The sequence below is a fragment of the Methanohalobium evestigatum Z-7303 genome (assembly GCF_000196655.1).
In the GTDB taxonomy this organism is placed as follows: domain Archaea; phylum Halobacteriota; class Methanosarcinia; order Methanosarcinales; family Methanosarcinaceae; genus Methanohalobium; species Methanohalobium evestigatum.
The window spans coordinates 332,825-356,228 of record NC_014253.1 but is presented as its reverse complement, the minus strand read 5'-3'; the positions used below and the strand labels follow the sequence as shown (position 1 = coordinate 356,228).

General features: G+C 35.3%; 25 protein-coding genes and 1 tRNA gene. 13 read left to right on the top strand and 13 right to left on the bottom strand.

Translation table 11 applies throughout. From position 1 onward, the window contains the following. The first annotated feature begins 181 nt into the window (after window positions 1-181). Complete coding sequence (locus METEV_RS01825; protein WP_013193856.1) at window positions 182-466, top strand: PLD nuclease N-terminal domain-containing protein; 285 nt, start codon at window positions 182-184, stop codon at window positions 464-466. Window positions 467-488: 22 nt separating this feature from the next. Here METEV_RS01825 and METEV_RS01820 read toward each other — a convergent pair whose 3' ends face one another. Together METEV_RS01820 and METEV_RS01815 are read right to left on the bottom strand one after the other, a co-directional pair. Further along, window positions 489-974: a hypothetical protein gene (locus METEV_RS01820; protein ID WP_013193855.1), complete on the bottom strand. Its 486-nt coding sequence runs from the start codon at window positions 972-974 to the stop codon at window positions 489-491. Window positions 975-1,072: 98 nt separating this feature from the next. Continuing rightward, entirely contained in the window at window positions 1,073-1,897 is an 825-nt protein-coding gene (locus METEV_RS01815; RefSeq protein WP_013193854.1) for a hypothetical protein, read from the bottom strand. 522 nt (window positions 1,898-2,419) lie between these two features. Here METEV_RS01815 and METEV_RS01805 point away from each other — a divergent pair. Both METEV_RS01805 and METEV_RS01800 read left to right on the top strand, forming a co-directional pair. Further along, window positions 2,420-3,862 carry a DUF4139 domain-containing protein gene (locus METEV_RS01805; RefSeq protein WP_013193852.1) on the top strand — a complete coding sequence of 481 codons (1,443 nt, stop codon included), beginning with the start codon at window positions 2,420-2,422 and terminating at the stop codon, window positions 3,860-3,862. 114 nt (window positions 3,863-3,976) lie between these two features. Then, window positions 3,977-4,678 carry an AIM24 family protein gene (locus METEV_RS01800; protein WP_013193851.1) on the top strand — a complete coding sequence of 234 codons (702 nt, stop codon included), beginning with the start codon at window positions 3,977-3,979 and terminating at the stop codon, window positions 4,676-4,678. A 333-nt stretch (window positions 4,679-5,011) separates the two neighbouring features. Here the strand turns inward: METEV_RS01800 and csa3 are convergent, their stop codons facing one another. After that, on the bottom strand, window positions 5,012-5,611 hold the full coding sequence (gene csa3 / locus METEV_RS01795; protein ID WP_013193849.1) for a CRISPR-associated CARF protein Csa3: 600 nt from the start codon (window positions 5,609-5,611) through the stop codon (window positions 5,012-5,014). Between the two features lie 181 nt (window positions 5,612-5,792). Here csa3 and METEV_RS01790 point away from each other — a divergent pair, with 181 nt between their 5' ends. The 8 genes from METEV_RS01790 to METEV_RS01755 all read left to right on the top strand — a co-directional run bounded on the left by METEV_RS01790 (window position 5,793) and on the right by METEV_RS01755 (window position 15,860). Continuing rightward, window positions 5,793-6,089, top strand: coding sequence for a thermonuclease family protein (locus METEV_RS01790; protein ID WP_013193848.1), 297 nt, complete (start codon window positions 5,793-5,795; stop codon window positions 6,087-6,089). A gap of 143 nt (window positions 6,090-6,232) precedes the next feature. Next, window positions 6,233-6,811 (top strand): sensor histidine kinase, encoded by a 579-nt coding sequence (locus METEV_RS01785; RefSeq protein WP_049890860.1) that lies wholly within the window; start codon window positions 6,233-6,235, stop codon window positions 6,809-6,811. Window positions 6,812-6,870: 59 nt separating this feature from the next. Then, window positions 6,871-10,128: an ATP-dependent helicase gene (locus METEV_RS01780; protein ID WP_013193847.1), complete on the top strand. Its 3,258-nt coding sequence runs from the start codon at window positions 6,871-6,873 to the stop codon at window positions 10,126-10,128. Between the two features lie 87 nt (window positions 10,129-10,215). Next, on the top strand, window positions 10,216-11,076 hold the full coding sequence (locus tag METEV_RS01775; protein WP_013193846.1) for a zinc dependent phospholipase C family protein: 861 nt from the start codon (window positions 10,216-10,218) through the stop codon (window positions 11,074-11,076). 964 nt (window positions 11,077-12,040) lie between these two features. Beyond that, a complete protein-coding gene (locus METEV_RS01770; protein ID WP_013193845.1) occupies window positions 12,041-13,933 on the top strand; it encodes a nuclease-related domain-containing DEAD/DEAH box helicase in 1,893 nt (630 codons plus the stop codon). A 94-nt stretch (window positions 13,934-14,027) separates the two neighbouring features. After that, window positions 14,028-14,936 (top strand): hypothetical protein, encoded by a 909-nt coding sequence (locus METEV_RS01765; protein WP_013193844.1) that lies wholly within the window; start codon window positions 14,028-14,030, stop codon window positions 14,934-14,936. 1 nt (window position 14,937) lies between these two features. Next, the gene (locus tag METEV_RS01760) at window positions 14,938-15,525 is read left to right on the top strand and encodes a hypothetical protein (RefSeq protein WP_013193843.1); all 588 of its coding nucleotides are present in this window, start codon (window positions 14,938-14,940) and stop codon (window positions 15,523-15,525) included. Between the two features lie 35 nt (window positions 15,526-15,560). Beyond that, entirely contained in the window at window positions 15,561-15,860 is a 300-nt protein-coding gene (locus tag METEV_RS01755; RefSeq protein WP_013193842.1) for a hypothetical protein, read from the top strand. Here METEV_RS01755 and METEV_RS01750 read toward each other — a convergent pair. From METEV_RS01750 to METEV_RS01715, 10 genes are all read right to left on the bottom strand, one after another. Further along, window positions 15,845-16,273 carry an MSMEG_6728 family protein gene (locus METEV_RS01750; protein ID WP_013193841.1) on the bottom strand — a complete coding sequence of 143 codons (429 nt, stop codon included), beginning with the start codon at window positions 16,271-16,273 and terminating at the stop codon, window positions 15,845-15,847. The two genes, METEV_RS01755 and METEV_RS01750, sit on opposite strands and share 16 nt — an antisense overlap. 108 nt (window positions 16,274-16,381) lie before the next feature. Continuing rightward, window positions 16,382-16,774, bottom strand: coding sequence for a VOC family protein (locus METEV_RS01745; protein WP_013193840.1), 393 nt, complete (start codon window positions 16,772-16,774; stop codon window positions 16,382-16,384). 55 nt (window positions 16,775-16,829) lie between these two features. Then, window positions 16,830-16,928, bottom strand: a complete 99-nt coding sequence (locus METEV_RS12950) for a VPXXXP-CTERM sorting domain-containing protein (protein WP_157197252.1) — start codon at window positions 16,926-16,928, stop codon at window positions 16,830-16,832. 290 nt (window positions 16,929-17,218) lie between these two features. Beyond that, the gene (locus tag METEV_RS01740; RefSeq protein ID WP_232216895.1) at window positions 17,219-18,331 is read right to left on the bottom strand and encodes an RNA-guided endonuclease InsQ/TnpB family protein; all 1,113 of its coding nucleotides are present in this window, start codon (window positions 18,329-18,331) and stop codon (window positions 17,219-17,221) included. Beyond that, complete coding sequence (locus tag METEV_RS12630; protein WP_013193838.1) at window positions 18,297-18,560, bottom strand: helix-turn-helix domain-containing protein; 264 nt, start codon at window positions 18,558-18,560, stop codon at window positions 18,297-18,299. The genes METEV_RS01740 and METEV_RS12630 overlap by 35 nt, the downstream gene beginning before the upstream one ends. Before the next feature lie 223 nt (window positions 18,561-18,783). Then, window positions 18,784-18,924, bottom strand: a complete 141-nt coding sequence (locus METEV_RS12205) for a hypothetical protein (RefSeq protein ID WP_013193837.1) — start codon at window positions 18,922-18,924, stop codon at window positions 18,784-18,786. 241 nt (window positions 18,925-19,165) lie between these two features. Next, the gene (locus METEV_RS01730; protein WP_013193836.1) at window positions 19,166-20,245 is read right to left on the bottom strand and encodes a hypothetical protein; all 1,080 of its coding nucleotides are present in this window, start codon (window positions 20,243-20,245) and stop codon (window positions 19,166-19,168) included. A gap of 219 nt (window positions 20,246-20,464) precedes the next feature. Beyond that, complete coding sequence (locus tag METEV_RS01725; protein WP_013193835.1) at window positions 20,465-20,740, bottom strand: hypothetical protein; 276 nt, start codon at window positions 20,738-20,740, stop codon at window positions 20,465-20,467. Window positions 20,741-20,787: 47 nt separating this feature from the next. Further along, window positions 20,788-21,963 (bottom strand): tyrosine-type recombinase/integrase, encoded by a 1,176-nt coding sequence (locus METEV_RS01720; protein ID WP_013193834.1) that lies wholly within the window; start codon window positions 21,961-21,963, stop codon window positions 20,788-20,790. A gap of 100 nt (window positions 21,964-22,063) precedes the next feature. Further along, window positions 22,064-22,135 (bottom strand) — tRNA-Thr (locus METEV_RS01715). Between the two features lie 121 nt (window positions 22,136-22,256). On the opposite strand from METEV_RS01715, the gene METEV_RS01710 reads away from it, so the two are divergent. Further along, entirely contained in the window at window positions 22,257-22,649 is a 393-nt protein-coding gene (locus tag METEV_RS01710; RefSeq protein WP_049890858.1) for a site-specific integrase, read from the top strand. Then, a complete protein-coding gene (locus METEV_RS01705) occupies window positions 22,595-23,305 on the top strand; it encodes a tyrosine-type recombinase/integrase (protein ID WP_049890857.1) in 711 nt (236 codons plus the stop codon). The genes METEV_RS01710 and METEV_RS01705 overlap by 55 nt, the downstream gene beginning before the upstream one ends. The last annotated feature ends 99 nt before the right edge of the window (window positions 23,306-23,404 follow it).

Here is a 23,404-nt window from a genome sequence, read left to right as displayed (position 1 = left end):
AAATTTAAGATACAGTTTATAGTCAAAATATTTTTCTATAGATGTGGAGGTATAATTTTAGATTCATTATTTGAGCCTATTAACTCATGTTTAATATCATTGGAACCTATCGTTATCATTTAAAAAGTACACAATATGATTAATTAAATTTTAAAGGAAAAATATCTGAGGTATGTTTAATATGGAAAAATTAACATATAAATTTTTGATTCCTATAATACTAGGTATTTTAATAAGTGTATACGGGATAATTCTTGGATATCCAATTAATGTACTGATAGCTATTATATTTGCATTGTTGTTTGCATTCTGGTTATGGGTACTTGTAGACTGTGCTACTAGGGAACCCAGTCAGGACAACGATAAATTAGTATGGGTCATTATTATCGTTTTCACTCATTTTATAGGTGCATTACTTTACTACTTTATAAGAAGGCCAAAAAGAAAAGCAGAATTTGGAGAATAAACATGTCATTAAACGAACATAATCAACCGGTTGGTAATGCAAGCAGAAATGCAAAAGCTGCAAGAGGTATGGTGAAGAGTATCGCGTACCATGCACCACCTGCTGCAAGCAATATCCATGTAGACACACTGTAATTGTGCGGGTCCCAATCAACACCAATTCTAGGCAATAATATAACACCGATAAAAGGTAACCCTATGGTATAAACCATGAAAAGCAACAGTGACATAGTAATTAGACTGTTGCTAACCTGAGTATTATCCACATCCCCTACTGCAAGAATAACCAGGAAACCGATAATATATGGTAGTGAAGCAGATATGCCTGCAATAATATAAGAAGAAAACACCGAATTTGTTGGTGGAAGTTTTCTAAACAGTGCTCTCAACCGCTCTGATACCAAAAAAGGTGTCCAAAAGGTAGCTGCAATGATACCTGGTATTATAAGAATAATGGCAAATAAAAACCATCCAGCAACCTGATTAATAAATAACAGTAGAGATGACATTATATGTTGTTAAAAAATCAGTTTTTAAAAAGTTTTTTTATATATTTGCTAATGATACACTACAGTAACAGAACTCTGAAACTAAATTATTTTTTAGATTAAGCAGTGATAATTGTGAGCTGTGGTTGTTCGGTAGAATCAGGACATCGTGTGTCTCCAACAACAGGTATATCCGTCACAGACACACCGACTTCTTCAAGTCGGTCAGCGAATCCAGCGCCAAATAATACATCTACTTTTGTTGAGAAAAAGAGAGGATCAGGTATTCGTTCTGTCTGTAACCTCATATCTACAAGTACTCTTTCAATCTCTTCGGCATCTTCCGTATCATTGCCAAAATCTACTCCTGTCAAACATGCCCGATAACTCTGTCTTTCAGTATCAAGCGGAAGGAAGGATGGATTGGAAACAGTAAGTGTACCTACTATATAATTACTCCGATAATCAGTAGATTCAACCTCAGTAATGGTTTCTTCTAGTTCGAGATTATATTCAGGCTCACTCACTACTGCATCAACAACTGCAGTAAATGCGAACAAACACAAGAAAATTACCGAAAGTACAGACAGTTTCTTTTGTGTCAAAATCTTTCGCTCTGTCTGTGAGATGTAGGCTGCTGTAAGGAAGCCGGTTGTCAGAATAGCCAGTGAAAGTGTTACTGTAAGGGTCCCGCTTGTTAATGATATAACTCCATATAGAACAGATGCGATAATAGAAAACGAGCAGATTATTACTCCTATATTCCTGATGGCTTTATCCTCTGTTCGGTGTGTGATTGCAAGAATCAGAATTCCAACTGCTATCAATGCAATGGACGTTGTAACTGGTGAACTGAACAATTCGGTTTGCAAGAAAGAGATTACTGCTCCTATACCTGTTACCCCTCCAATACCTGCCAAAATCGTCCTGATATTAATGTCCATAAACATGATTATCAGTATTCACAATAAAAAATCTGTCCCTATAAAATTTGTTAACCAGAATGTAGTATCAGGATTTTCTGGTTCTTTAATTAAAACCCTTAATCCATATTATTCGATCATCTTTTCCTGAAACTGACTGCTTTCACGAATTTACAGGCTGTCAGACAGGTACTGTTCAGTTAATGCATATTTCCCATTGATATAGGGTATGTGATCTAAGAGTTTGATGTTTTCGGATATAATTATGGTATGAGATGTACATATCGATCCAGTTATTGATATGCTAAACAAATCTTTTTTTATGTGGGAAGTATTTATCGAACACCTTATTCCCATCTGCCTTCCCCCAATAATACCCCTATATAAACCTCCGTTTTTATCTGCGAAATCGGTTTTTTCCTCTTTTATTTGATGATTTTTTCCATAATTAAATGAAATTACCTAAAAACAGTGTTAGGTATCAACCTAACAAAATAACTATTTTTTTATAGTTAACTACATGAATTTTATATCGGGATACATATGAAAGGCAATATTAAAAAATCAATAATAAGCGTTGCATTAATAGCATTACTGGCAATATCAATACCACTACAGGTTTACGGTGCTTCAGATGAAAAAGTTGAGGATTATATGATCTATGATTCCCATCAGGGAGCAGTTGTAGAGAAACAAATGTCTGTTGATTTGGAAGACGGTACACAGTGGATAACCATCAATACTACCAGTTCACTTGATTTTGATAAACTCCGTTTATCAGAATCAAATATCGAGCTTGAGCCTATAAACTCAGAAAATGTAGAAGTTACAGAAATCAAACTAAACACAGCTAATGGCTTTGAGGAAAATATTGGTGAAGAAATAACCGTTGTCTTCTCTTCAGATCAAAACATTACAGGAAAATTGGTTCGTACTGAGGGAATGAACATTGTAATGGATACCGATGAAGGAATATCCTATATAAACAGAGAAAATATCAACCGCATGATTACAGAAAATGGTAATAGCCCTGACGTCAAAGCAAAAATAAAAGCTCAGACCGAAGGTGATTACGAGTTTAAACTTAAATATAGGATGGAAGGTGTGACATGGAATCCTTCATATGAACTCATGCTAAATGATGGACCCCAATCTGAGAGCGAGTTCGAAGGAGATATTGTAATACAAAACCCAAGCGGTAAAACATTCGATGGGCAAGTAAACCTGATATCTGGTGATGTTAGAAGCGGTAGAGTTATTTTACCTGAATACGGGGATTCTATGGGTTCAGGCGCTGAAGCATTCAAATCTACTGCAGTAGGTGATCTCCAGACAATAGGAAGAGTAAATCTATACAATCTGGGAATGTATACCATTGATTCTTACAGTCAAAAATCAATCAATTACATGAATGATAATGTTGACACAGATGTTAATCACGTCTATAAGAGTTCAGCTCACAGCGACCATTCCAGAACTGTATCTAAACAACTAACATTTGATAACAATATGAAAGACCTTCCAGAGGGCAGAATAAGCATATATCGAAATCATAATGGTTCGGAAGTCATGGTAGGTAGTGATTTCATAGAAAGAACTGCAGAAGGTAATGATGTAGAAATAGACCTTGGAAAATCATATGATATCGAAGGTAGTACAAAAGTTTTAGATGCACAGATGAACCAGAACAATATCACAAGAGAGATCAACATCACCATTACAAACCACGCAGATGAAACAAGAGAAGTTACTGTAGAACATCAATGGATAAATGGAGAGATAATCGATACTAATATCGAACCTGCTGAAACACTTGTTGATAAAGCAATCTGGAAAATAGAAGTTGATGCCAACAGTGAGAAGAATATTAATTTCAAATCCATTGAACAGAAATTTGATTCCAGAGTTGAAGGAACAGAGACAAGCAGTACTGCTGTGGTAAAAGGCTCTGAATCTGCAAGTGGTAGTGTATCAGTGGAGAGATAAACAGGTTAACCTCCCTTTTATCAATTTTTTATATAACATGCATAACCAATATACACTCAAGCATAGATTTAAAAATTTGGACTGAAATATAATCAATTGTTAGGAGAAGTCATAATGACCAACTATACTGTAAATGAATTTTTAGAACAGACTAAACAATCCGACCATTCAGAAGAAAAATTCGGATTAGAACGTGGAAGAATTCTAATAGCAAACCTTGAAGATGATAAAATATGGGCTAAAACCGGTTCAATGATCGCATATCATGGTGATATCAAATTTGAAAGAGAGGGTATTACTGAACATGGTATTGGTAAACTTCTGAAAAGTAAACTGACAGGAGAAGAAATGGAACTGATGAAAGCCCAGGGTACTGGTCAGGCATACTTTGCAGAAGATGGTAAAAAGATTTCTATCATCGATTTAAAAGGAGAATCGATTACTGTCAATTCAAATGACCTTCTAGCTTTCGAGGATGGGCTTGACTGGGATGTACATTCCATGAAAAGTATTGCTGGAGCAGTTTCAGGCGGACTTTTCAATGTTAAAATTGAGGGTGAAGGGATGGTTGCAATTACTACTCATTATGATCCTCTTACATTTAAAGTTAGTAAAGATAAACCGATTTATACAGACCCAGATACAACTGTTGCATGGTCAGGAAACCTTAATCCTGATATAAATACTGATGTATCTTTCAAGACATTCATTGGTCGTGAAAGTGGTGAATCAATACAGATGAAATTTGAAGGTGAAGGGTTCGTTGTAGTTCAACCATACGAAGAAATATACTACAATACAGTAAGTAACCAATAATGAGTAACAAAGATAACAACATTATGTTGCTTGCGGAAGCCCCCACTAAAGTAAAAGTAATTAATCAGTTGGTGAATTATTTAAATAAAAAACCTTTATTTTTTATTAAAAAATAAAGTTAAATGAGCCATGATTGATACATTTACTTTTAATTTTTAACGGAAATTAGCAATTTCCTTTACATTTTGAGATAAAATGTCAAGGTAAATAATACCTACTGTCTCTAAATTATTTTCAATGTTTCATGTCACAATGAAAATTTCAAAATGAGTTTTAAAAGGGCATAAATCATGTTAATTTTGATGATTTAAACTCTTGAAGATATAAAAAGCATTAAATACCAGCAAGCTTACCTGAATCCGTTATTTTGTACCCATCCTCATCTGTGATATATCCTAATGATTTAAGTTCCCGGAGATGATTATATGTCATTCCCTTTGATATATCCAGCTTTTGTGCAATATCACCTACAGATGAGGTACCGGATTGTATCTGTTCAAGTATTGACTTTTTAGTTGTTGAGATATTAAAACTTAAAATAGGGAAATCTATTATTTCATGATCTTCTTCGGTAACATAAACTACTCTTTTTACCATATCTTTTCGTGCATATGCTCCATATAATGCACCGAATGCTTGCGTTTTTCTACTGCCTGATACATTGGTTATAATCTGATTTCCTTTATCATGTTCTTCATCTATTAAATCAGCTACATCACTAGCAACCTGTACATGGTCGTAAAGTGATGTGTATTTCCTTTTAATTTCAATCATCGACCCGAACGTTTTTTCTATGGTCTCTATTGATTCTACTTTTTTATCAGCTGCATCCTCTTCTGTTAAGAGTATAACTTTAGACGGTGAAAATTTAGTTATGCAGAGTATTACCGGTTCTACATCAAATATTGTAGTTATTAGAGTCCTGTTTGTCATTATATGTTACTGGATGTTAGTCTATAATAAATATGTTTCTGTATATACAAGTTTTCATTAGAATACGAGAAAGGTATTCAAATTAAAAATATCCAAAGTTTTATATAGTTAGGATATTATAGTGAACGTTTAGGGTTCACAAATTAATAAGATTGTTCAAAAATAAGGAGGAAAACTTGACATGAGTAGGAAAAACAAGCACAAAAAGAAAGTCCATTGGACTGATGGAGATTCAGGCACATTTTCTGACGGTACCAGATTCAGACTGCAAAATGTCAGAGCTCCAGAATCCGGACAAAAAGGTGGACAGAAAGCTAAGAGAGTAGCTGCCGGCATTACAGGTAGAAGCAAAAATCAGGTTACTGTTGAGGAGGTGGGTAGAGATAAGTACGGTAGAAAACTGGTTAAAATGAAGAACAAGGATGGGTCTATTAACAAAAGGCTCAGGAAAAAAGGGTATACAGACATGGGTAACTGAAAATCACATTGTTTAGAATATATAAAACCGTCAAGGAGGAGTGAACTATTAACAAAATAAGCCTAGATTTCAAGGATGGAGACAAACTGACATGGATTAAACTGGAAGGTCAAAACCGCGATTCAGATATTAATAATAAACAGATGGAAGGATGCGAGGTCTCCCACAGAGTAAATAACAGTCTGCAAATCATTTCAAGCATCATAGGTCTGCAGGTCGACCGTTTGCAGGACGAGAAAGCGATAGAAGTTTACGAAAAGGTTCAGGATAAAATCAAGATGATATCTATCGCACATGAAAACCTTCCAAATACCAATCATGATATCAATCTGCCAAATTATATACAAGAAATCATTGATTATCTGGCGGATACATACAGCCATACTTTAGAGAAAGTAAATTTTGACTTGAACATTGAAGATATTGATTTGCCTATAGACACCGCAATACCACTGGGCATTATAGCAGGTGAGCTGGCTTATAATTGCCTCAATTCCGAATCATGCGGAAACAGTACAGTAGGGATAAAACTGCATACTGAACAAAGCAATTGTGTTCTGACAGTGAATGACGGTGACTGCAGATTGCCTGAAATCCTTGACCTTAATGATAATGAACTGTGTTGTATGAACCTTGTGGGTATCCTGACAAAACAGCTTGACGGTCAGATAGAAACAGGGAGAAAAATCGGTAGTTATGTGAAAATCACATTCAAAACCTGAAAACAATTATTAATCAGTTATAGCGATAAATGTACTGACACCAAAATCGAGGGTATATATTGCTGGATTCAAACCTTGCTACACTAAAACCGAAACAGAGACAGGCAGTAGAACACAGCGAAGGACCGCTGCTGGTTCTGGCTGGTGCAGGTACAGGAAAAACAACCACGATAACAACCAAAATCGCATACATGATAGAGTATCTGGGGGTTCCGCCCGAAGAAATTCTTGCTCTTACTTTTTCAAGGGATGCTGCAAAAAATATGCAGCAGAAAGTTCAGGAATTAGTAGGTAGGAGGAGAGATGTAAATGTCAGTACATTTCACTCTTTTTGCGCTGAGCTTTTAAGAGAACATCCCGATGAATGCGGAGTGTCTGAAAATTTTACAATCTATGAAGATATGGATATGGCGATTTATCTTCACAGGGAACTGGGAATTGATTCAAAGAAGGCAGCTCATTACTCAAGTTCAATTTCAAAAGCTAAAGACCTGAACTTGTCCATGAAGGATTTCGAGGATTATATCGATGGCAAAAAAGAGATACTTTATAAATTCAGTAGCGAGGGTGAGTGGGAACAGCTGTACCATGACTACAAAGTAAATCTCAACACATTCCACCTAAAAGATAAAAGCGAACAAAAAGCTCTGAAAGAGGAGAAGAAATCCTGGCAGGAATTCATAAATGTTTACGATGAATACCGCAAGTATCAGGATTTCATCGATGCATGGAAGAGCTATGAAGATAAGAAATCCAGTATCAATGCACTTGATTACGGAGACCTGAATTATATTGCACTGCAATACCTTGATACTTATGGTACAGAGGAGTTGAACGATACATACAGATACATCGTTGTGGATGAATTCCAGGATACCAATTATCTACAGTTCGAATTGATAAAACGCCTGACTGCAAGAGAACAGAACGTTACTATCGTTGCAGACCCGAACCAGTCTATCTACGCTTTCCGGGGTGCCTATACAGACAATATCGAGGAATTCAAGAAACAGTACGATATCCATGAAGATGACATCGTGGCAATTGATGTAAGCTACAGGTCAACTAACAAAATCCTGAGAGTATCTCATGAACTGATACAAAACAACTATTCCGATGACAGAAAATCAGAATGCATACTGCTAAAAAACCATGAAGATAATGAAGGAGATAATGTCGTTATCCAGGAAACCTTAGATGATAAAGAGGAAGCAAGGAAGATTGCCGAAATGGTCGATTGGTGTGCGGAGGAGGGTACACCGCTTGAGGACATAGCAGTACTCTACAGAACGCATTCTCAGGGCAGAGTAGTCAAAGATACTCTCCAGAGACGGGGATTTCCTGTATCAGTAAAGGAAAATACAGATTTCCTGAAACTCCCGGAAATCAAAACTGCACTGGCTTATCTATATGTGTTGAATAATTTCACTCATCCAACTCCCAGGGGGACTGAAAGCTGGTGGAGGTTGTTCCACTACAACAATTCCCTCGACAGGAGCGATTCAATAAAAATCGCCGAATACATCAAGAACAACAGAACTACATTTCAGGATGTCATCTATCACCATCTTGACGAACTGGGTATCAGTGACAGAGGACTGGAAATCATCAATAGTGTTAAACAGTCCATAGCTAAACTTTTTGAAAAAACAATTTACGATATCTCGGACCTATTACTGGAGATATATGATTATACAGGATTGGTCAGGCAGTTCTCAGGTTCTGACACTATCAGGAACAGAGAAGCGCTGCTGAACCTTAGAAAACTTTACGAAAATGCCGAAACTTTCGAACAGATGCACGACCGCGACCTTTCGGGTTTTATAGCTTACCTGGAGATTCTGGATGAGATGGACGGAAATCCATCTGCTGCGAATATAACAGATGATAATGCGGTTAACCTGATGACTATCCATTCTGCCAAAGGTCTGGAATTTGATACTGTTTTTGTTATTAACATGGCTGATAACAGGTTCCCGCTGAAAAGAGGAGGTAAGGAACCTCTAATACCCTATGAACTGATGGAACAGTATAGGGATATCTTTGAAAGCGATTTCAGTTCTGAAAAGGAATTGAATAAAGCGATTGATGCCAGGAAGAAACAACTCAAAATCGAAGAAGAGCGAAGGCTTTGTTATGTAGCGTTTACAAGAGCCAAAAATCATCTCGTACTGACGTTTTCGGATGAGTACAACGGCAGTGATTCTGGTCCATCAGATTTCCTGTACGATATCGGTTTCGATGAGAGTTTTGAAGACTGCGATACTCTGGATGATGTCACATTCTACAGAGACACTGAAAACAAGGCTAAAGAACTGGTAATGGATGATGATATTGAACGTGAGAAACAGCGGAGAAGAGAACTCCTGATGGATTCGATGGGTTCTGGTAATATTACAGAACCGTTGAAGCACCTGCTTGTCTATCAGGAACTGGTGAATAAGGAAGACAGGGATTATCTGGAAGAGATAAAATCTAACTGGTCAAAAATAAATCCATTACCGGAAGCGTCTGAAATTTTGGATTCTTGTAAAAGCAGTAAATGCAGTCCCAAATTTAAACCTGACAACCTGTCGTTTAGTTATTCATCAATTAAAACTTATGAAGAATGTCCGAAAAAATATGAACTTCAGGAACTGCTCAGAATGCCTGATAGAAGTTCTGAAAAGTTGGGTGAAGCTGCAAATATCGGGAGTTTCGTACATAAAGTTCTTGAGATTGGTGTAAAGAGAAAAGTGGAGACCAAAGACCAGCTCTACAATATCGTATATGAACTGGCCGAAAAACCTGACTGGAAGATGATTGACCTCAAAAAAACATATACTCTTTTTGATACTTTCTGGGAGAGGCATAAAGATAAAATACATTATAATTTCGCCGTTGAGAAAAGGTTTTCAGTACCCATTGGAGGTTTCTATTTTAAAGGATTTATCGACAGAGTGGACTTTTTATCCGGGTGTGATACGGATGTTGAGGTTATAGATTATAAAGCAGGAAAAACCGACCCTCCTACTGAGGATAGGGCCAGACAGTTGTTGCTGTACGCATACGGGTTCAATTACCTTTATCCTGAATACACTGTCAGACGGGTCACACTGGAAATGCTGGGAAAAGAAAAACCAAGGTCTTTTGAACTCAATGGTGCTGGCGTATATGAGAGTATAATAGACAGGATGACCAAACCACTCGACAATAATGCCATTCAGAATATGGTAGAGACGGCTAAATGGATAGCTCACGATTATGAAAACGGGTTTGAGAAAACCGGTGACCACAGGATATGTGAGAATTGCGGATTCAGATTGTATTGCCAATGAAACCTTAACTGAATATATTCATTTTATTGGGTCTATAGATTAATTATAATATTCGAGCCATGGGATTAATTTGGGGGGTGTTAGGATTTGAAGTGGAAATCTCATAGGGAGTGCACAAAAGTAATAGCCGAAGACCTGGGTCTGGATGGGGACCATGTTAATTCTATACTTGAAGGATGCGTATATCCTGACAAGGTAGGATTCAAGGATGAGGGACTCATGGGCGTACCTATATCTTTTCCTCACCATAAAGAAACAAACCAGCGAATCTATCAAATTTTGGTTAACATGAGGAAAATGGTACTAAAAGGTGATGGAGTCAGTGCTTTTGAAATTGGATGCCTTGCTCACCTTATCCAGGACAGAGTTACTTTTCCGCATGCACATCCTAATTTTGACGATTTCCAGAATGGTGTAGCCAAATGTAGAATTAAAAGTAAATGGCGGGAAGAAGATGTACCTGTTCTGGATGCCAGAGTGCTGGACGAATTGGATAATATACTTACACTTAATAATCCAGATGACCCTGAAAAGGCATTAAAAGAAGGATACCAAGAGACGTTACTTGTTCTAAAAAGTGTATTACAGGATTCTAACTTGCCTGATGAATATCGACCTGCATACAATGACTGCAAAAGCAAATTCAAATCTTTAAAGAAATCGCGAATTTTTTACTGGGTATCTACTTACCTAAATCCACTTGCACCACTTTACGCAATGCTGGATAGTAAAGCAATTGCCAACAGCGACATGGTGAAGAGATATGCTTATGTAAAGAAAAACGTTGTTTGGAAAGGAGTTGTAGCTGTTTTTGCTTTTTTAATTGCACAGGATATGTTCTGGAGTTTATTATATGGATTACCCATTTTTGGACAAATATTAACGTTACGCTTTAAAATACCAGAGGAGATTGAAAGGAATTTGGAATGGTATAATTTTGATGATTAAAAGACTCTATAGAAATTCTATTAATATCAATACCATAAGCCATAATTGATGAAATTATAACGATATCCACATTAAATTTGAAATTAAATAATAATTATTTTAACCTTTGAAAATTAAGGATTTCTAAAAAGCCAATATTTTTATTAATTATAGATATGTATTAAATATTATATTATTGGAAATTTGTCTCGTTGTTCTCAATTCCAACTGGAAATTACAAAACCATTACTTGTTGTGATGAAATGTAAGATCCCTATATTCAGAATAACAAGAATTGAATCTGATTTTGGGATAAAAATATGATTTTTTTCACCGACAACTAATTTAAAGAGTTAATGTGATTAATACTCATAAGTAAGAAAGATTATATAAAATAGTACTTGCAGGATTCGATTAACAATTAGAATGACTTTGCTTACTCATCATTTACTCTCAAATAAAAAACCATACAAAAAAATACAATCACAAGAAATTTTGTGATTGTAAAACTTGAGTGGGTTGGAGAGTGAAAAGAGCTGTATAAATAGGGGGAATAAAAGGGGGGGGGAGCAACACAGACCAAGTTTAGGGGGTACTTGGTCTGTGCTTAAAAATGAAAACAAATTTAATTTCTATGTTACATGAAACATCAAAAATCATCATTTTCAGGGAAAGTAGGAATCTGTCAGATTTTTATTAACTATAGACATCACTGCTAAAATCAATTTATTTAATTTAAGGTTTAGGAACATTAGATAACATATCACGTTCGATTTCTGAGTTAAGTCTTGCATAATACTGCAGCGTGACTGCTGTATTCGAATGTCCTAATCTGTACGAGATTATTTTTAGTGAAAGTATATCAGTACTCTGATAATCTAAGAATCCTAAAATTAATTGAGGTTAATATATCGACCTAGTGATAAATTTTTTAATTAAAGGTACAATATCCATCTCCATCTTGATAAAAAGAAGGTAGATTAAATTGAACAGCGGTTTGACGGTTATACCATCCGATTTGTCGTCTCTAAGATATGGAGAGAGAAAAGTCGCCAACAAAATCAAGCAGATATATTCCGATGTGGACTGGAAAGCATATCTGTATGTTCAACCATCTATTAGTAACCTCGAACCTGATTTTATTTTAATAGATGAGTACAAAGGTATCTCGATAATAGAAGTAAAAGACTGGTCTCTTGATAAAATAGATATAAGCAAATTAAATCCTGCGGAAGTTTTTGTAAGCGGCCATAGACGTGAAAACCCGTTCTCCAAAGCAAATACATATTTTAATACTGTAAAAAACCGTCTGCAAAAAGAACCAGAATTAATCGATGAAGATTATAGTTTAAAATATCAGGTCTATTCGAATCTTGTATTCACGAATATGCAGTCAGAAGACCTTGAGTTGATTGAACCTTACATCTTTAAACCACCAGCAAGGTGTTTAACATCTGATAATCTTAACGATTTAACTTTTGAAGAATTGTTCGGTGATGATACACGATATATCGATGACCACGATTTTAACAGAATAAGGAGCGTTTTCTTCCCAGAAATACAGGTGAATTCCAGACAAAAAGAAATCTGGGAGTTTCACAGGAACAATACAAAGGATAACAGCATCATAAAGACTCTTGATACTGATCAGGAGAAGTTCTCCAAACGTATACCTTATGGACATTATATGGTATCCGGAGTTCCCGGAAGCGGTAAGACGGTGATTCTTGTAGCACGTGCAGTACACCTTGCAAGAGAAAACCCTGAATGGAACATATTAATATTAACCTACAATAGGTCCTTGAAATCTAAATTGAAAAACATCCTGAAATCCATGCATAAAGACCTGGACAACATGGGTGTAAATTACGAAAATATAGAGATTTCAAGTTTCCATAAAACCGCCATGAAGGTTGCGAATGAAACTACAATCCCCAAGCCTACTCCTGATAATTACTGGGACGAACTGCTCCCATACAAAGCGATTAACAACGTTGAGTCCATGTACGATGCGGTTCTTATCGATGAGTACCAGGATTTCCACAATATCTGGCTGAAACTATGTCTGAAACTTTGTAGGAAACATGAATACAAGGGAGAATACACAGAGAACCTGTTTCTGGCAGGTGACAGGTTACAAAGCATCTACAACCCATCGACCCATAACTGGAAGAGCCTTGGGATACACATCCGTGGTAGATCGAAATTGTTAAAAACATCTTACAGGTCGGGTAGTACACATATCAACCTAGCACTGGAATACCTGATGAAGAATTCAAACACCAGGAGTGAAGTTGAAAAATTCTATGAAGGTAAAGACGGGATATGTTGCAATTACGATACCGAGAATAATGTCGATTTTCTAAACGGTGATTTCCGTGAGATAAATGATTATCTGAAAAGCTTAATCTACGAATCTCAATACAACCCTGAAGACATCCTGGTTCTGCTGCCTTTCAAAAACCTCAGGGATAAATTGTATCGCTATCTTGATGAGGACCTTCAGAAAATGGCGGAAGTATCCAAAAATATCTCTGACAACCTTATGACGATTACTACCTATCATTCATCAAAAGGTGTAGAATGTAAGGTTTGTGTACTTGCTGAAGTTGATAAACTCGAGAACAGCAAGATGGACAATACCAAGTACACTAAACTTCTGTATGTTGGGATGACGAGAGCATCTGAAAAAGTCATGATACAATCATCACATCCTGAAAATGGCACTATTTTCAATGAACTGCTGAACTGTTATAATGATTTGATGGATGATGAAGTTGAAGTCGAAAATCAAGATGTTGATACTGAAAAATCTACAGATGGTGTTACTTCTGAAAAAAGAGGTATCTGGTCGAGAATTAGGAAATTGAGTAGATAATAAAAATATTTGGCATATAATTTTTCTAGCATTATATATTATAATAACACATTTTCATTTAATTTATATAGCAAAATGTCTGATAATTTTTATAATGACATTTTCAGAAATAAATGAGAAACCTACTTATATGCATTCTGAAGATTTACTAACATCTGATGTTTTTGGATGTTGTTCATTTCTTGAATATAGAGACCTTTTGGATTATTTATTGAAAATGTCTACACATTTTGCTTCAGGAAATGGATTTACACAATCTAGAGAAGTAATTAGTGATAACTATTTTTTCTGGCCAAGATTTAAAACAGATTTATCATTTATTGAACCTGATGTTTTAATTATTCTCTGGCATTCCAATAACAGCTGTTCTTTAGTAATCGTGGAATCAAAATATCTTTCAGGCAAATCTTCTGAAGCTGATTATGATATAGATAATATTACAGATCAGTTAGCGAAGGAATTGATGATTCTTGAAACTAAATCGTTCTACAGCCAGTTATCCAGTTTAAAAAGGGTGCATGTATTATCTGAAATGTTATTATATGTATCAGCTGATAATGAGTTTCCTGAAAAGTCCTTTATTAAATCTGCGAATGAATATTTAACTAAAACGAATACAAAGGCTAATAGAGAGACCTCTTCATTGCCTCTTTACTGGCTTCCTTGGTGGCGAATTGAAAATTTCATTTATTCATATTTAGATGAAAAATCCGATGACATAAATTTGAGAAAGTATCGGGTTTTAAAACATATACGTGATGTTTTGGCACACAAAAACTTGAGCAGGTTTGTCGGTTTCAGAGATTTATTTCTGGGTAGTATACAGTTACCTTATAGTTCTGCTTCAAAAATTATCGAAGTAGGTAAGGGACAATCCAATTTTTACAACTTATCAATATCATTAGATTTCCCTGTATTTTATGGAAAGGAAGAAAAAAATAATCAATATGATTTTTTTGTAGACAATTTAATCATAGATTATCAGTATAATTCGGAGGTATGATATGGACAATCAGAGCCTTAAACAACAGATTGAAGATGCCTGCAATAATTTAAACCAATTTTTTAACAATATAGCAGTTCTGTTAAAAGATTGCGACCGCTTGATGGCAGAAGAAGGCTATACACCATTTAATGGGAATACTGCATCATACGAGATAAGTAGGTCAATATTAAATCCTGAAGGCTGGTATCCGTCCTATTTCAGCAGAGCTTATGTGCCGGAAGAATCTTCAGGATATGAACCAGTCGATAAAGTGCTGTTCATAAGTATATTCTTGAGATATGGTGTGGCAGGTTGCCATGATGTTTTCATGGATGATGGAACACCACTAATAGTTGGTGGATATATCAGACCTGATGATTTTGATGGATTTACCTATGCTGGATGGTTGACAAAATCATGGTTCTGGAAGGATGAGAGCAACAATATTTCAAATGCAAATGGGGAGGTATACGGGACTTACAAATCATTCAAAAATGTCAAGGAAATCAAATCTTTCGCTTATCCTTTGGGGAATATTAAAAATACAACAGATATCAAAGGTAAAATCATTGAGAGATTAGTTCAAATAGATTCAGATGATTTTTGATGGTCAGTTCAAATTCAATGAAGGGGGTATTAAACATGGTAAAAAATATAAAAGTTGTAAGTGATGGTTTTTCATTTACCATATGGATCGATGGAGAGATTATTGAAAATGTTCTAAAAATATCTGTTGTTCAGGGTACTGCTCTCCCCAAGGACTCAAATGATGAGACTATAACTACGATAAGTTATGGAGGATATGACCCTGAGGACTTCATGAATATAATCGAAGGTCCATACTCATATTCTTATCTAAAAAGTTCTGGTAAGAAAAAGGATATAGATAAAGAAACAATAGATATTTACGGAGAAGTAATGTACTATTATCCATCATCCTGATAATTCCCTTTTCTGTTTGGCCAGACATATTGATAATCGTCTGACACATTCCAGTTGAACCTGGAGTAATATCCATAATTTTTTCTCAATAGATTGCTTTTATGTGAATCGTGGAAATCTTTACTTCCGAGCCATTCAGGAAACACTAGTTTATATCTGCTAACCAACATAAAAGGCATATTGTTTTCATATCCTCTTTTGATCCACTCTATCAAAATCGTGTCATAATATAGCTTTAAAGCTTCTTCATAGTTTAACCACATTTGAACAGCTGGATGATTGTACCACCTGTCACGTTCACGAACTAAGTTTTTTAATATCTGATAAGCTTCTACACGCTGTTTTCCTAATCTTTTGGAATCCAGTGATTTTGCTGAATCTATAAAACTTGGATATGGTAAAAATGTCTGTATTTAGAACCTCCCTTATTATTTTAAAAATATATTATATGTAAAAACCGCGTATGTTAAGAAAACGATAAACCAATATGAGACTATATGAAGTTGTTATTTACAACGAAATTAACTTTTATTAGACCATTCCCTTAATTCGATACTAATTCCATCTGGGTCTTGGATTTCTGCTCTCTTAGTACCTCCAAGGTCTATGGGACCCCAAGTGACTTTTACATTCTGGTTCTCAAGATATTCAACTGCTTCATCCATATCATCAACTTCAAGAGCCATCATCCTGTAACCTATTCCCCAGTAATTTACAATTGATTCTTTGTTACCTTCAACCTGGAGCAGTTCCAGCATGGTGTCCCCTAATGTCAAATAAGCTATCTGTTGTAGAGGCGGCATATCCACTTCCTGTCTCTGCCAAAGTTTGAAGTTTAATACATCCTGATAAAAGTTCAAAGCCTTTTCAAAATCAGTCGGTATAATCTCAACATGGTCAATTCGTTTAAACATTTTTAATCCCCACCCCTAATAGATATGTCTTTATCAGATGTTTAATTGATACTACTTATTTCTTCTCTTTCCTAATAAACAATAGAATAGCGATTCCTAATATACCAGCGAGTAATACTGGATCAGTAGTAGGTACACCGGTCCAGGTGGTCATAACCGAGATATTGCTGACTGCTCTCCCACAAGTAAACAGGCTGTCCGACAATTAATATTAAAGTGGATATCTTATACAAAAGGACCTACCAAGTAACATAATTTATCAGTCCTGATTGTTTCTCTTATATCAAGTGACAGCATCCGTGACTGGTTTTTGGATTATTGGATAAATACTATTGATACATAAATTAATTTTTAACCTATATTTATTTCAATAAGAAATAAAAATAGATTGACAGTATCGAATTGTCGGACAGGCTCTAAACTCGTAGGGTTCTTTTAAGAGCCTTAACCTATTACCAGGTTGAGCATCTGCTGATTCATAGACGGTACTTGCGAACTGATACCAAGACCGGACGTAGAGGTACCATATCCACAGCCGTTGATTCCCGCGAGCCCCACGGTATGCCACTTTGGGTTATAATACGATGATTTTGTCAGTATGTTTATCGCAGCGTTGAGGTCTCTATCAATTTCCAGACCACAATTACTGCAGTAGAACGTTCTGTCCTCTAATTTCAGTTTTTCTTTCTTCTTTCTTCCACAATGAGAACAGACCTGAGAGGTATAATTAGGATTGACCTTGTCTACAATCTTACCTCTCTCAGCAGCTTTGTATGTTACGTGCTGAACCAGTTTGTTCCAGCCCACGTCTGATATGGATTTAGCTAACCTGTTATTTTTTATAAGGTTCTTTATTTTCAGGTCTTCGAACACAACCAGGTCGTATTTTTCCACCAAGAGTTTGCTAAGACAATGTGAGAAATGGTTTCTTGCAGATGCAACTTTCCTGTGAATTCTGTTCACTTTTTGTTTCTGCTTTTGATAATTCTTGGATCTGAATTCCATCTTGGACAATTTTCGTTGTTCCTTAGCAAGTCTTTTCTCAGCTTTCCTGAGGAATCTTGGTGGTTCAACAAAATCATCATCTGAAGTTGTTATGAAAGATTTCAATCCCAAATCGATACCAACAGCGTTTGTAGGAGTAGAAGGTGTAGGATTTTCCGGTAGTTCTACGGTCAGATAGACAAACCATTGTTTACCCTCCTTCTTGAGGGTACATGTCTTCAGTTCACCATCTGGCAGATTATCGATATCAATCTTTATGGGATTTGATTTACCGGTTATTTTGGATAGGTATAACCAGTTCCCATCCAGATTCCAACCGTTACCATGCTGTTTGTATCTGAAACTGGTGAAATCATCTCTGCTCTTGAATTTAGGATGACCTTTCGGCAATATGCCGTCATACTTTATGAATCCGGAAGAATTGTTCCCACACGGTACGTCTTTTCTCTTGACGAACATCCCTTTTTTAGGTTTTGTATTCTTCAGTCTACCTTTTTTCAAATCATCAAAAAACTTGTCATAAGCAAAACATAATCGCTGGAATACATCCAGTCTTACGGAAGAATGTATAGGATAATCCAGATTTTTCAGGTTTTTTTTCCAGATCTGACCTTTTTACGGAAAGACCGAATCTGTCGTATAAATCGACTTGGAGTGATAGGAGATGGTTCCAGATCGACCTGCAGCATTCCAGAGTATCATCCAGTTTCCTCTCCTGTTCAGGAGTAGGATATATCTTGAGTCTCAGATTCCTGCAGTTTTGACCTTCTTTACGAACCATCGACTCTACCCTTTAACTTGCTACTGATTATACGTTTAGAAACTATATAAAATTTATCTACTGCTAGCGATTACCCCATAAAATCTATAATTAATCAGACATCAACGGGGCTGTTTCATCCAACGGTTAGAAACCGTTGGCTTTCACGTGCCCCTGTTGCCCCATCTTCGTAAGAGTGAACTTTGTTTGTATTGTTGAATAGAAATAATTGTAATGGGTGCCTTTATACTGCACCCTTATTAACTAGTTCTCTGCAAGCTAATATTACTGCTTTTTCTATATCGCTAAATTTGGTTAATTTTTCGCTATCTAGCTCTGCTAATTCTCTTATTGTTTCTTTTTTCTTATTTAACATTTCTTCCATGTTTTTCAACTCTTTAGACTTTTAAAATTTTCATCTAAAGAGTATGATTATTCTCTTTGATGTGTTATAACTCAAAATAACATTTTAATGTATAATGTTGAAAAGTCTAGCATATCTTACAATAAACATATTTCAAAAGTTCTAACGTTAATAAAAAAGACAACAAGGGAAAGGTAAGGCTAAGAAAAAGTCAATAATTTAAATATAATTATATTTCTTAAAAATGAGAGACTTCAAAATTTTAAACAACACTAAATTCGTTCAACAACTCGGGAGGTATGTATAATCCAAACCAATAAATTGTAATGTTATTTTTGAGAGGTCTCAAACGGTGAACAGCATCATATATATCTAATTGAAAAGCATAGAACTGTTCCAATAAACGTCTATCCTGAGGGATGCCTTTATCGACATCATCAAAATTAGGTAAATCATCTCTTGGATAATATGCCAAAAAATACTCTCTGTAATGCTGTGACCCTGCTAAATGGTCTCCAAAAACGATAAGAACGTCGAACCCTTCATATGTATTTATACCATGACCAGCCCCAAACCAGAATGCCTGTGACCCAAAAATAGTGTTTTCTTTAGTTAGCCCGTGTTTGTCCAATTTATTTTCTATCAAATATTTATAAGTCAAAAAACAAACGTCCTTATTTTGATTGTATCGTTTGTTTTTAACCAATTTCCATAGCCTATCACTGTAATCATCAAAATACGACAACATCCAGCTTTTATATATGGCTCGGTCTTTGGTCATCCGGATGATATGTGTGTTTGGATTACTGTGTTCAGTATGGTATAACCTGATTACTGGAGAATATTGAGGAAATATTTCCCTGAACATCCTTAAATGATGAAAAAATTGATGTTTCCTGAAAGATGCTGAATTATATACAATATTTTTACCAGATTCCATTTGTTTATAAAAAATCAACCATTCACATGCAGTTTGTGGATTAGGATTAGAGGTTCTGTTAAAAAGCAGGTGGAAAAATAGTTCATTTGTATTAATATTGCAGAAATCCATCTTTCTTTTACGGTCATCATTTAGTATAGAACGATTGTGCTCATAAATTACACTACTGAAATCATTCTGTAATTCTGAAAATTTTTCATAATCATAATCCAATATACAATCTCGAATATTGTTGAGAAGGTGTTTGATGTTTTTGTTCCCATTATTCAATTTAAATATCTCTTTTAAATAGTCTACTTGTGATTGTTTTCGCAGGTTGTTATTATTGATTGTCTCCTCTATGAATATATTATCAAATGAGTTAAAATCTATATCCACATAAAACAGAAAATGAATTGGCATGCAAAGGCAATTAGAATAGGTTTTGTTTCTCAATTTTTTGAACTGATTTCGATACTCACAGCGTCCTCGACATTTCAGTGATTTGCAAATAAGGGATGGTGAAATGTGACCAATTTTTTTGAACAGATAGCTGGCCTCGTCATCTCCTTCTTGTAACCGCTTGCAGCCTTTTTCAAAACCCCGGAAAATTTTGGTTCTGACATTTAACCGTTTTTTAACCTATTCCAGGAATGCGTGGCTTGGTCCCAATATCAGGTGTTTTTCATTTGGATTTGATTTTATATAATCAATCATAGATTCTGTTTTTCCAAAACCAGGCTGCTCCATGTGCACACTAAATTCAGGTTCTATAATGTCTTTGTAATTACGGTCTTTATTCATGTAAGTAGATTCGAAAACCTCAACATTGGAATCAAAATTTTTATTGTACTCGTATTTACTCCTCTTAGAATGAATACCGTAACCACAAGATTCAATGAGTTTCTCCAGATCCATCTTAAAACTCATATCCGTTTTTCAGAATAAAAATAGAAAAAAATAGATTAAATATCGTTTTCTTTGACTTCAGATATCTTTTCTTGTACTAGTTGATTGAGCTCTGGATCACTAATTAGTAATTGCATGACATCTGCAACCTGTTTTCGTTTCTCATCCAGATCAATAGCTGTTTCTGCATTTAATGGCTTACCACAATTCGTGCACAATTGAGACGTAGGTGAGATTGGTTTATCACAAAATGGACAAAATTGTGGTTTTAACGCAGGTTCTTTGGATTTTCTATTATCCCTGCCATACATATTGCAAATTGCATTATCAAGATCTTCATCTGATAAATGCAAATACACTGACGTCATTCCAGATCCATGAACCCATCCCATGAATTTTTCTAGCAATGGCTGTTCTATAATCTGACTCAACTCAGTCGCTCTGCTGTGTCTAAAGAGATGATGATGGACATTTTTATCAATATTTGCTTTTTTTGCAGTCCTTTTTATTAATCTTTGAAAAGATGAATATTTCATTGGCTGCCCTTTTGACCGTGAACCTATGTTAATCCAGACATAAGCATCCTTATCATTTTTATTAGGGTGCATCTCTATCCATGTCCCCAGGGCAGGAACACTATAAGCAACTCTCACTGTTCGCGGTCCGGTCTTGCCGTCTAAATGAATAAGAGCTCCATCTTCATCGAATTTAACATCCCTCATTTTCATGTTTGCCAGTTCTGATATCCGTGCAGCGGACTCGTATAACGTATATATGATAGCCCGGTCCCGGGCGTTACCGGCAGCATCTACCATTTTTTTGATATCATCGGGAGTTAACATATCTTCAGGTAGTTTATCATTTTCTCGACTCTTTTTTGTAGGTATCCAATCTACCATTTCCAATTTTTCGCTGCGGTATAACCACTTGAAGAATTTCTTGATAGTTATTTTATAGTCTCGTTTTGTAGAATACTTTTTGCTGGATCTTTCGAGACTACCTACCAATTGTTCAACATCTTTTTCATCCACATCAGCAAGATTTTTACCAAACCATCGGGAGATCATGTTCATTTGGGACATATATTTTAAAACGCGGGATGTTTCCAGTCCTTCTGCAAACAATCGATTTTCGAACTCAAAAATCAGGCTCTTATTATCCTCAGAATAATCCGCATCACGGATTCTCTTTTCCACATTCTCTAGTTTTCTATCATGACCGTAAATATCCATAGGTAACCACCTACAATTTTATTAAAATATAAATTTTTTTATGTATCTGCAGGTGGAGTAGAAACAGCGAGGTATGAGGGGCTTCGCAATGCAGGTTTGAAGCCGCCGGGGGGATTCGAACCCCCGACTTGCTGATTACGAATCAGCCGCTCTGCCACTAAGCCACGGCGGCGTTTTGATTTTCATCACCAAAATATTGATGTTACAATTTAACAATTTCGCCCAAATTAATTGACCAATACCAAGGGAGCGTTTGTTAAAGGGTTCGAAGCCTTCTCTACGGTGGGAGTAAATTGAGAGAAGGTATATATGAATGCAGTATCGAAAAGAGAATAGCAAGTTTAAAAAAATCAAATATATCTAATAGAAATATAATATTCATTCAAGATTTTTCAGATGAATGTTTTACACAAGGTCTAGGAGAACATAGAGTTTTAAAATACATTTCAACTTTAAAAAATATTGCATTAAATATAGATGTTGATTTTGATGAAGTAGATAAAAGGGAAATGAAGAAATATATTTCGAAACTTGAAAGGTCAAATAAAAGCGAATGGACAAAACATGACTATAAAGTAACATTAAAAAAATTTTATAGATGGCTCTATGAAGAAGAACCAGAGACAACAAAATGGATAAACGCAACCAAAAAAAGAAAAACCCAAAAATACCCGATGATATGCTAACAGAGCCAGAAATAAAAAATCTAATTAACACTGCCAAAAATAAAAGAGATAAAGCTTTGATAGGTCTATTATGGGATATTGGCGGACGCATAGGTGAAATTGGGCACCTTAAAATTAAGGATATCAAATTTGATGATTATGGTGGAATTATAAAAGTTAATGGAAAAACTGGATTCCGTAGAGTTCGAGCTGTCTGGAGTGTAGAATACCTGAAACAATGGTTGAATGAACATCCAGATAAAAATAACCCTGAATCTCCTGTATGGATTAATCTCAGCAAAAAGAAAGAATCTATTGAAATTATGCAGTATGATTCTATTAGAATGAGGATTAAAAAAATTGCCAAAAAAGCAGGAATTAATAAAAGAATACATCCACATCTTTTTCGACATTCAAGGTGCACATATATGGCTAATTATTTAACAGAAGCTCAAATGAATCATTATTTTGGATGGGTTCAGGGTTCTAATATGCCAAGTATTTATGTCCATTTATCTGGACGTGACATCGACGATGCAATTCTAAAGGCAAATGGTTTCACTGGAAATAATAATATGGAAAACAAAGGGATGGAGATTAACAATTTTGATGATGAAATAGATAGGTTGGTTAAAAAACGAGTAAAAGAAGCATTAAAAAATATTACATGGAAATAATTAGTAAAAAATAAGTGAAAAATAATTTAACTCTTTACTTTTTACATTTGTATCTATTTAATTAATAAAATCGTTTCTAGAAAAATTTATGTTTTTATA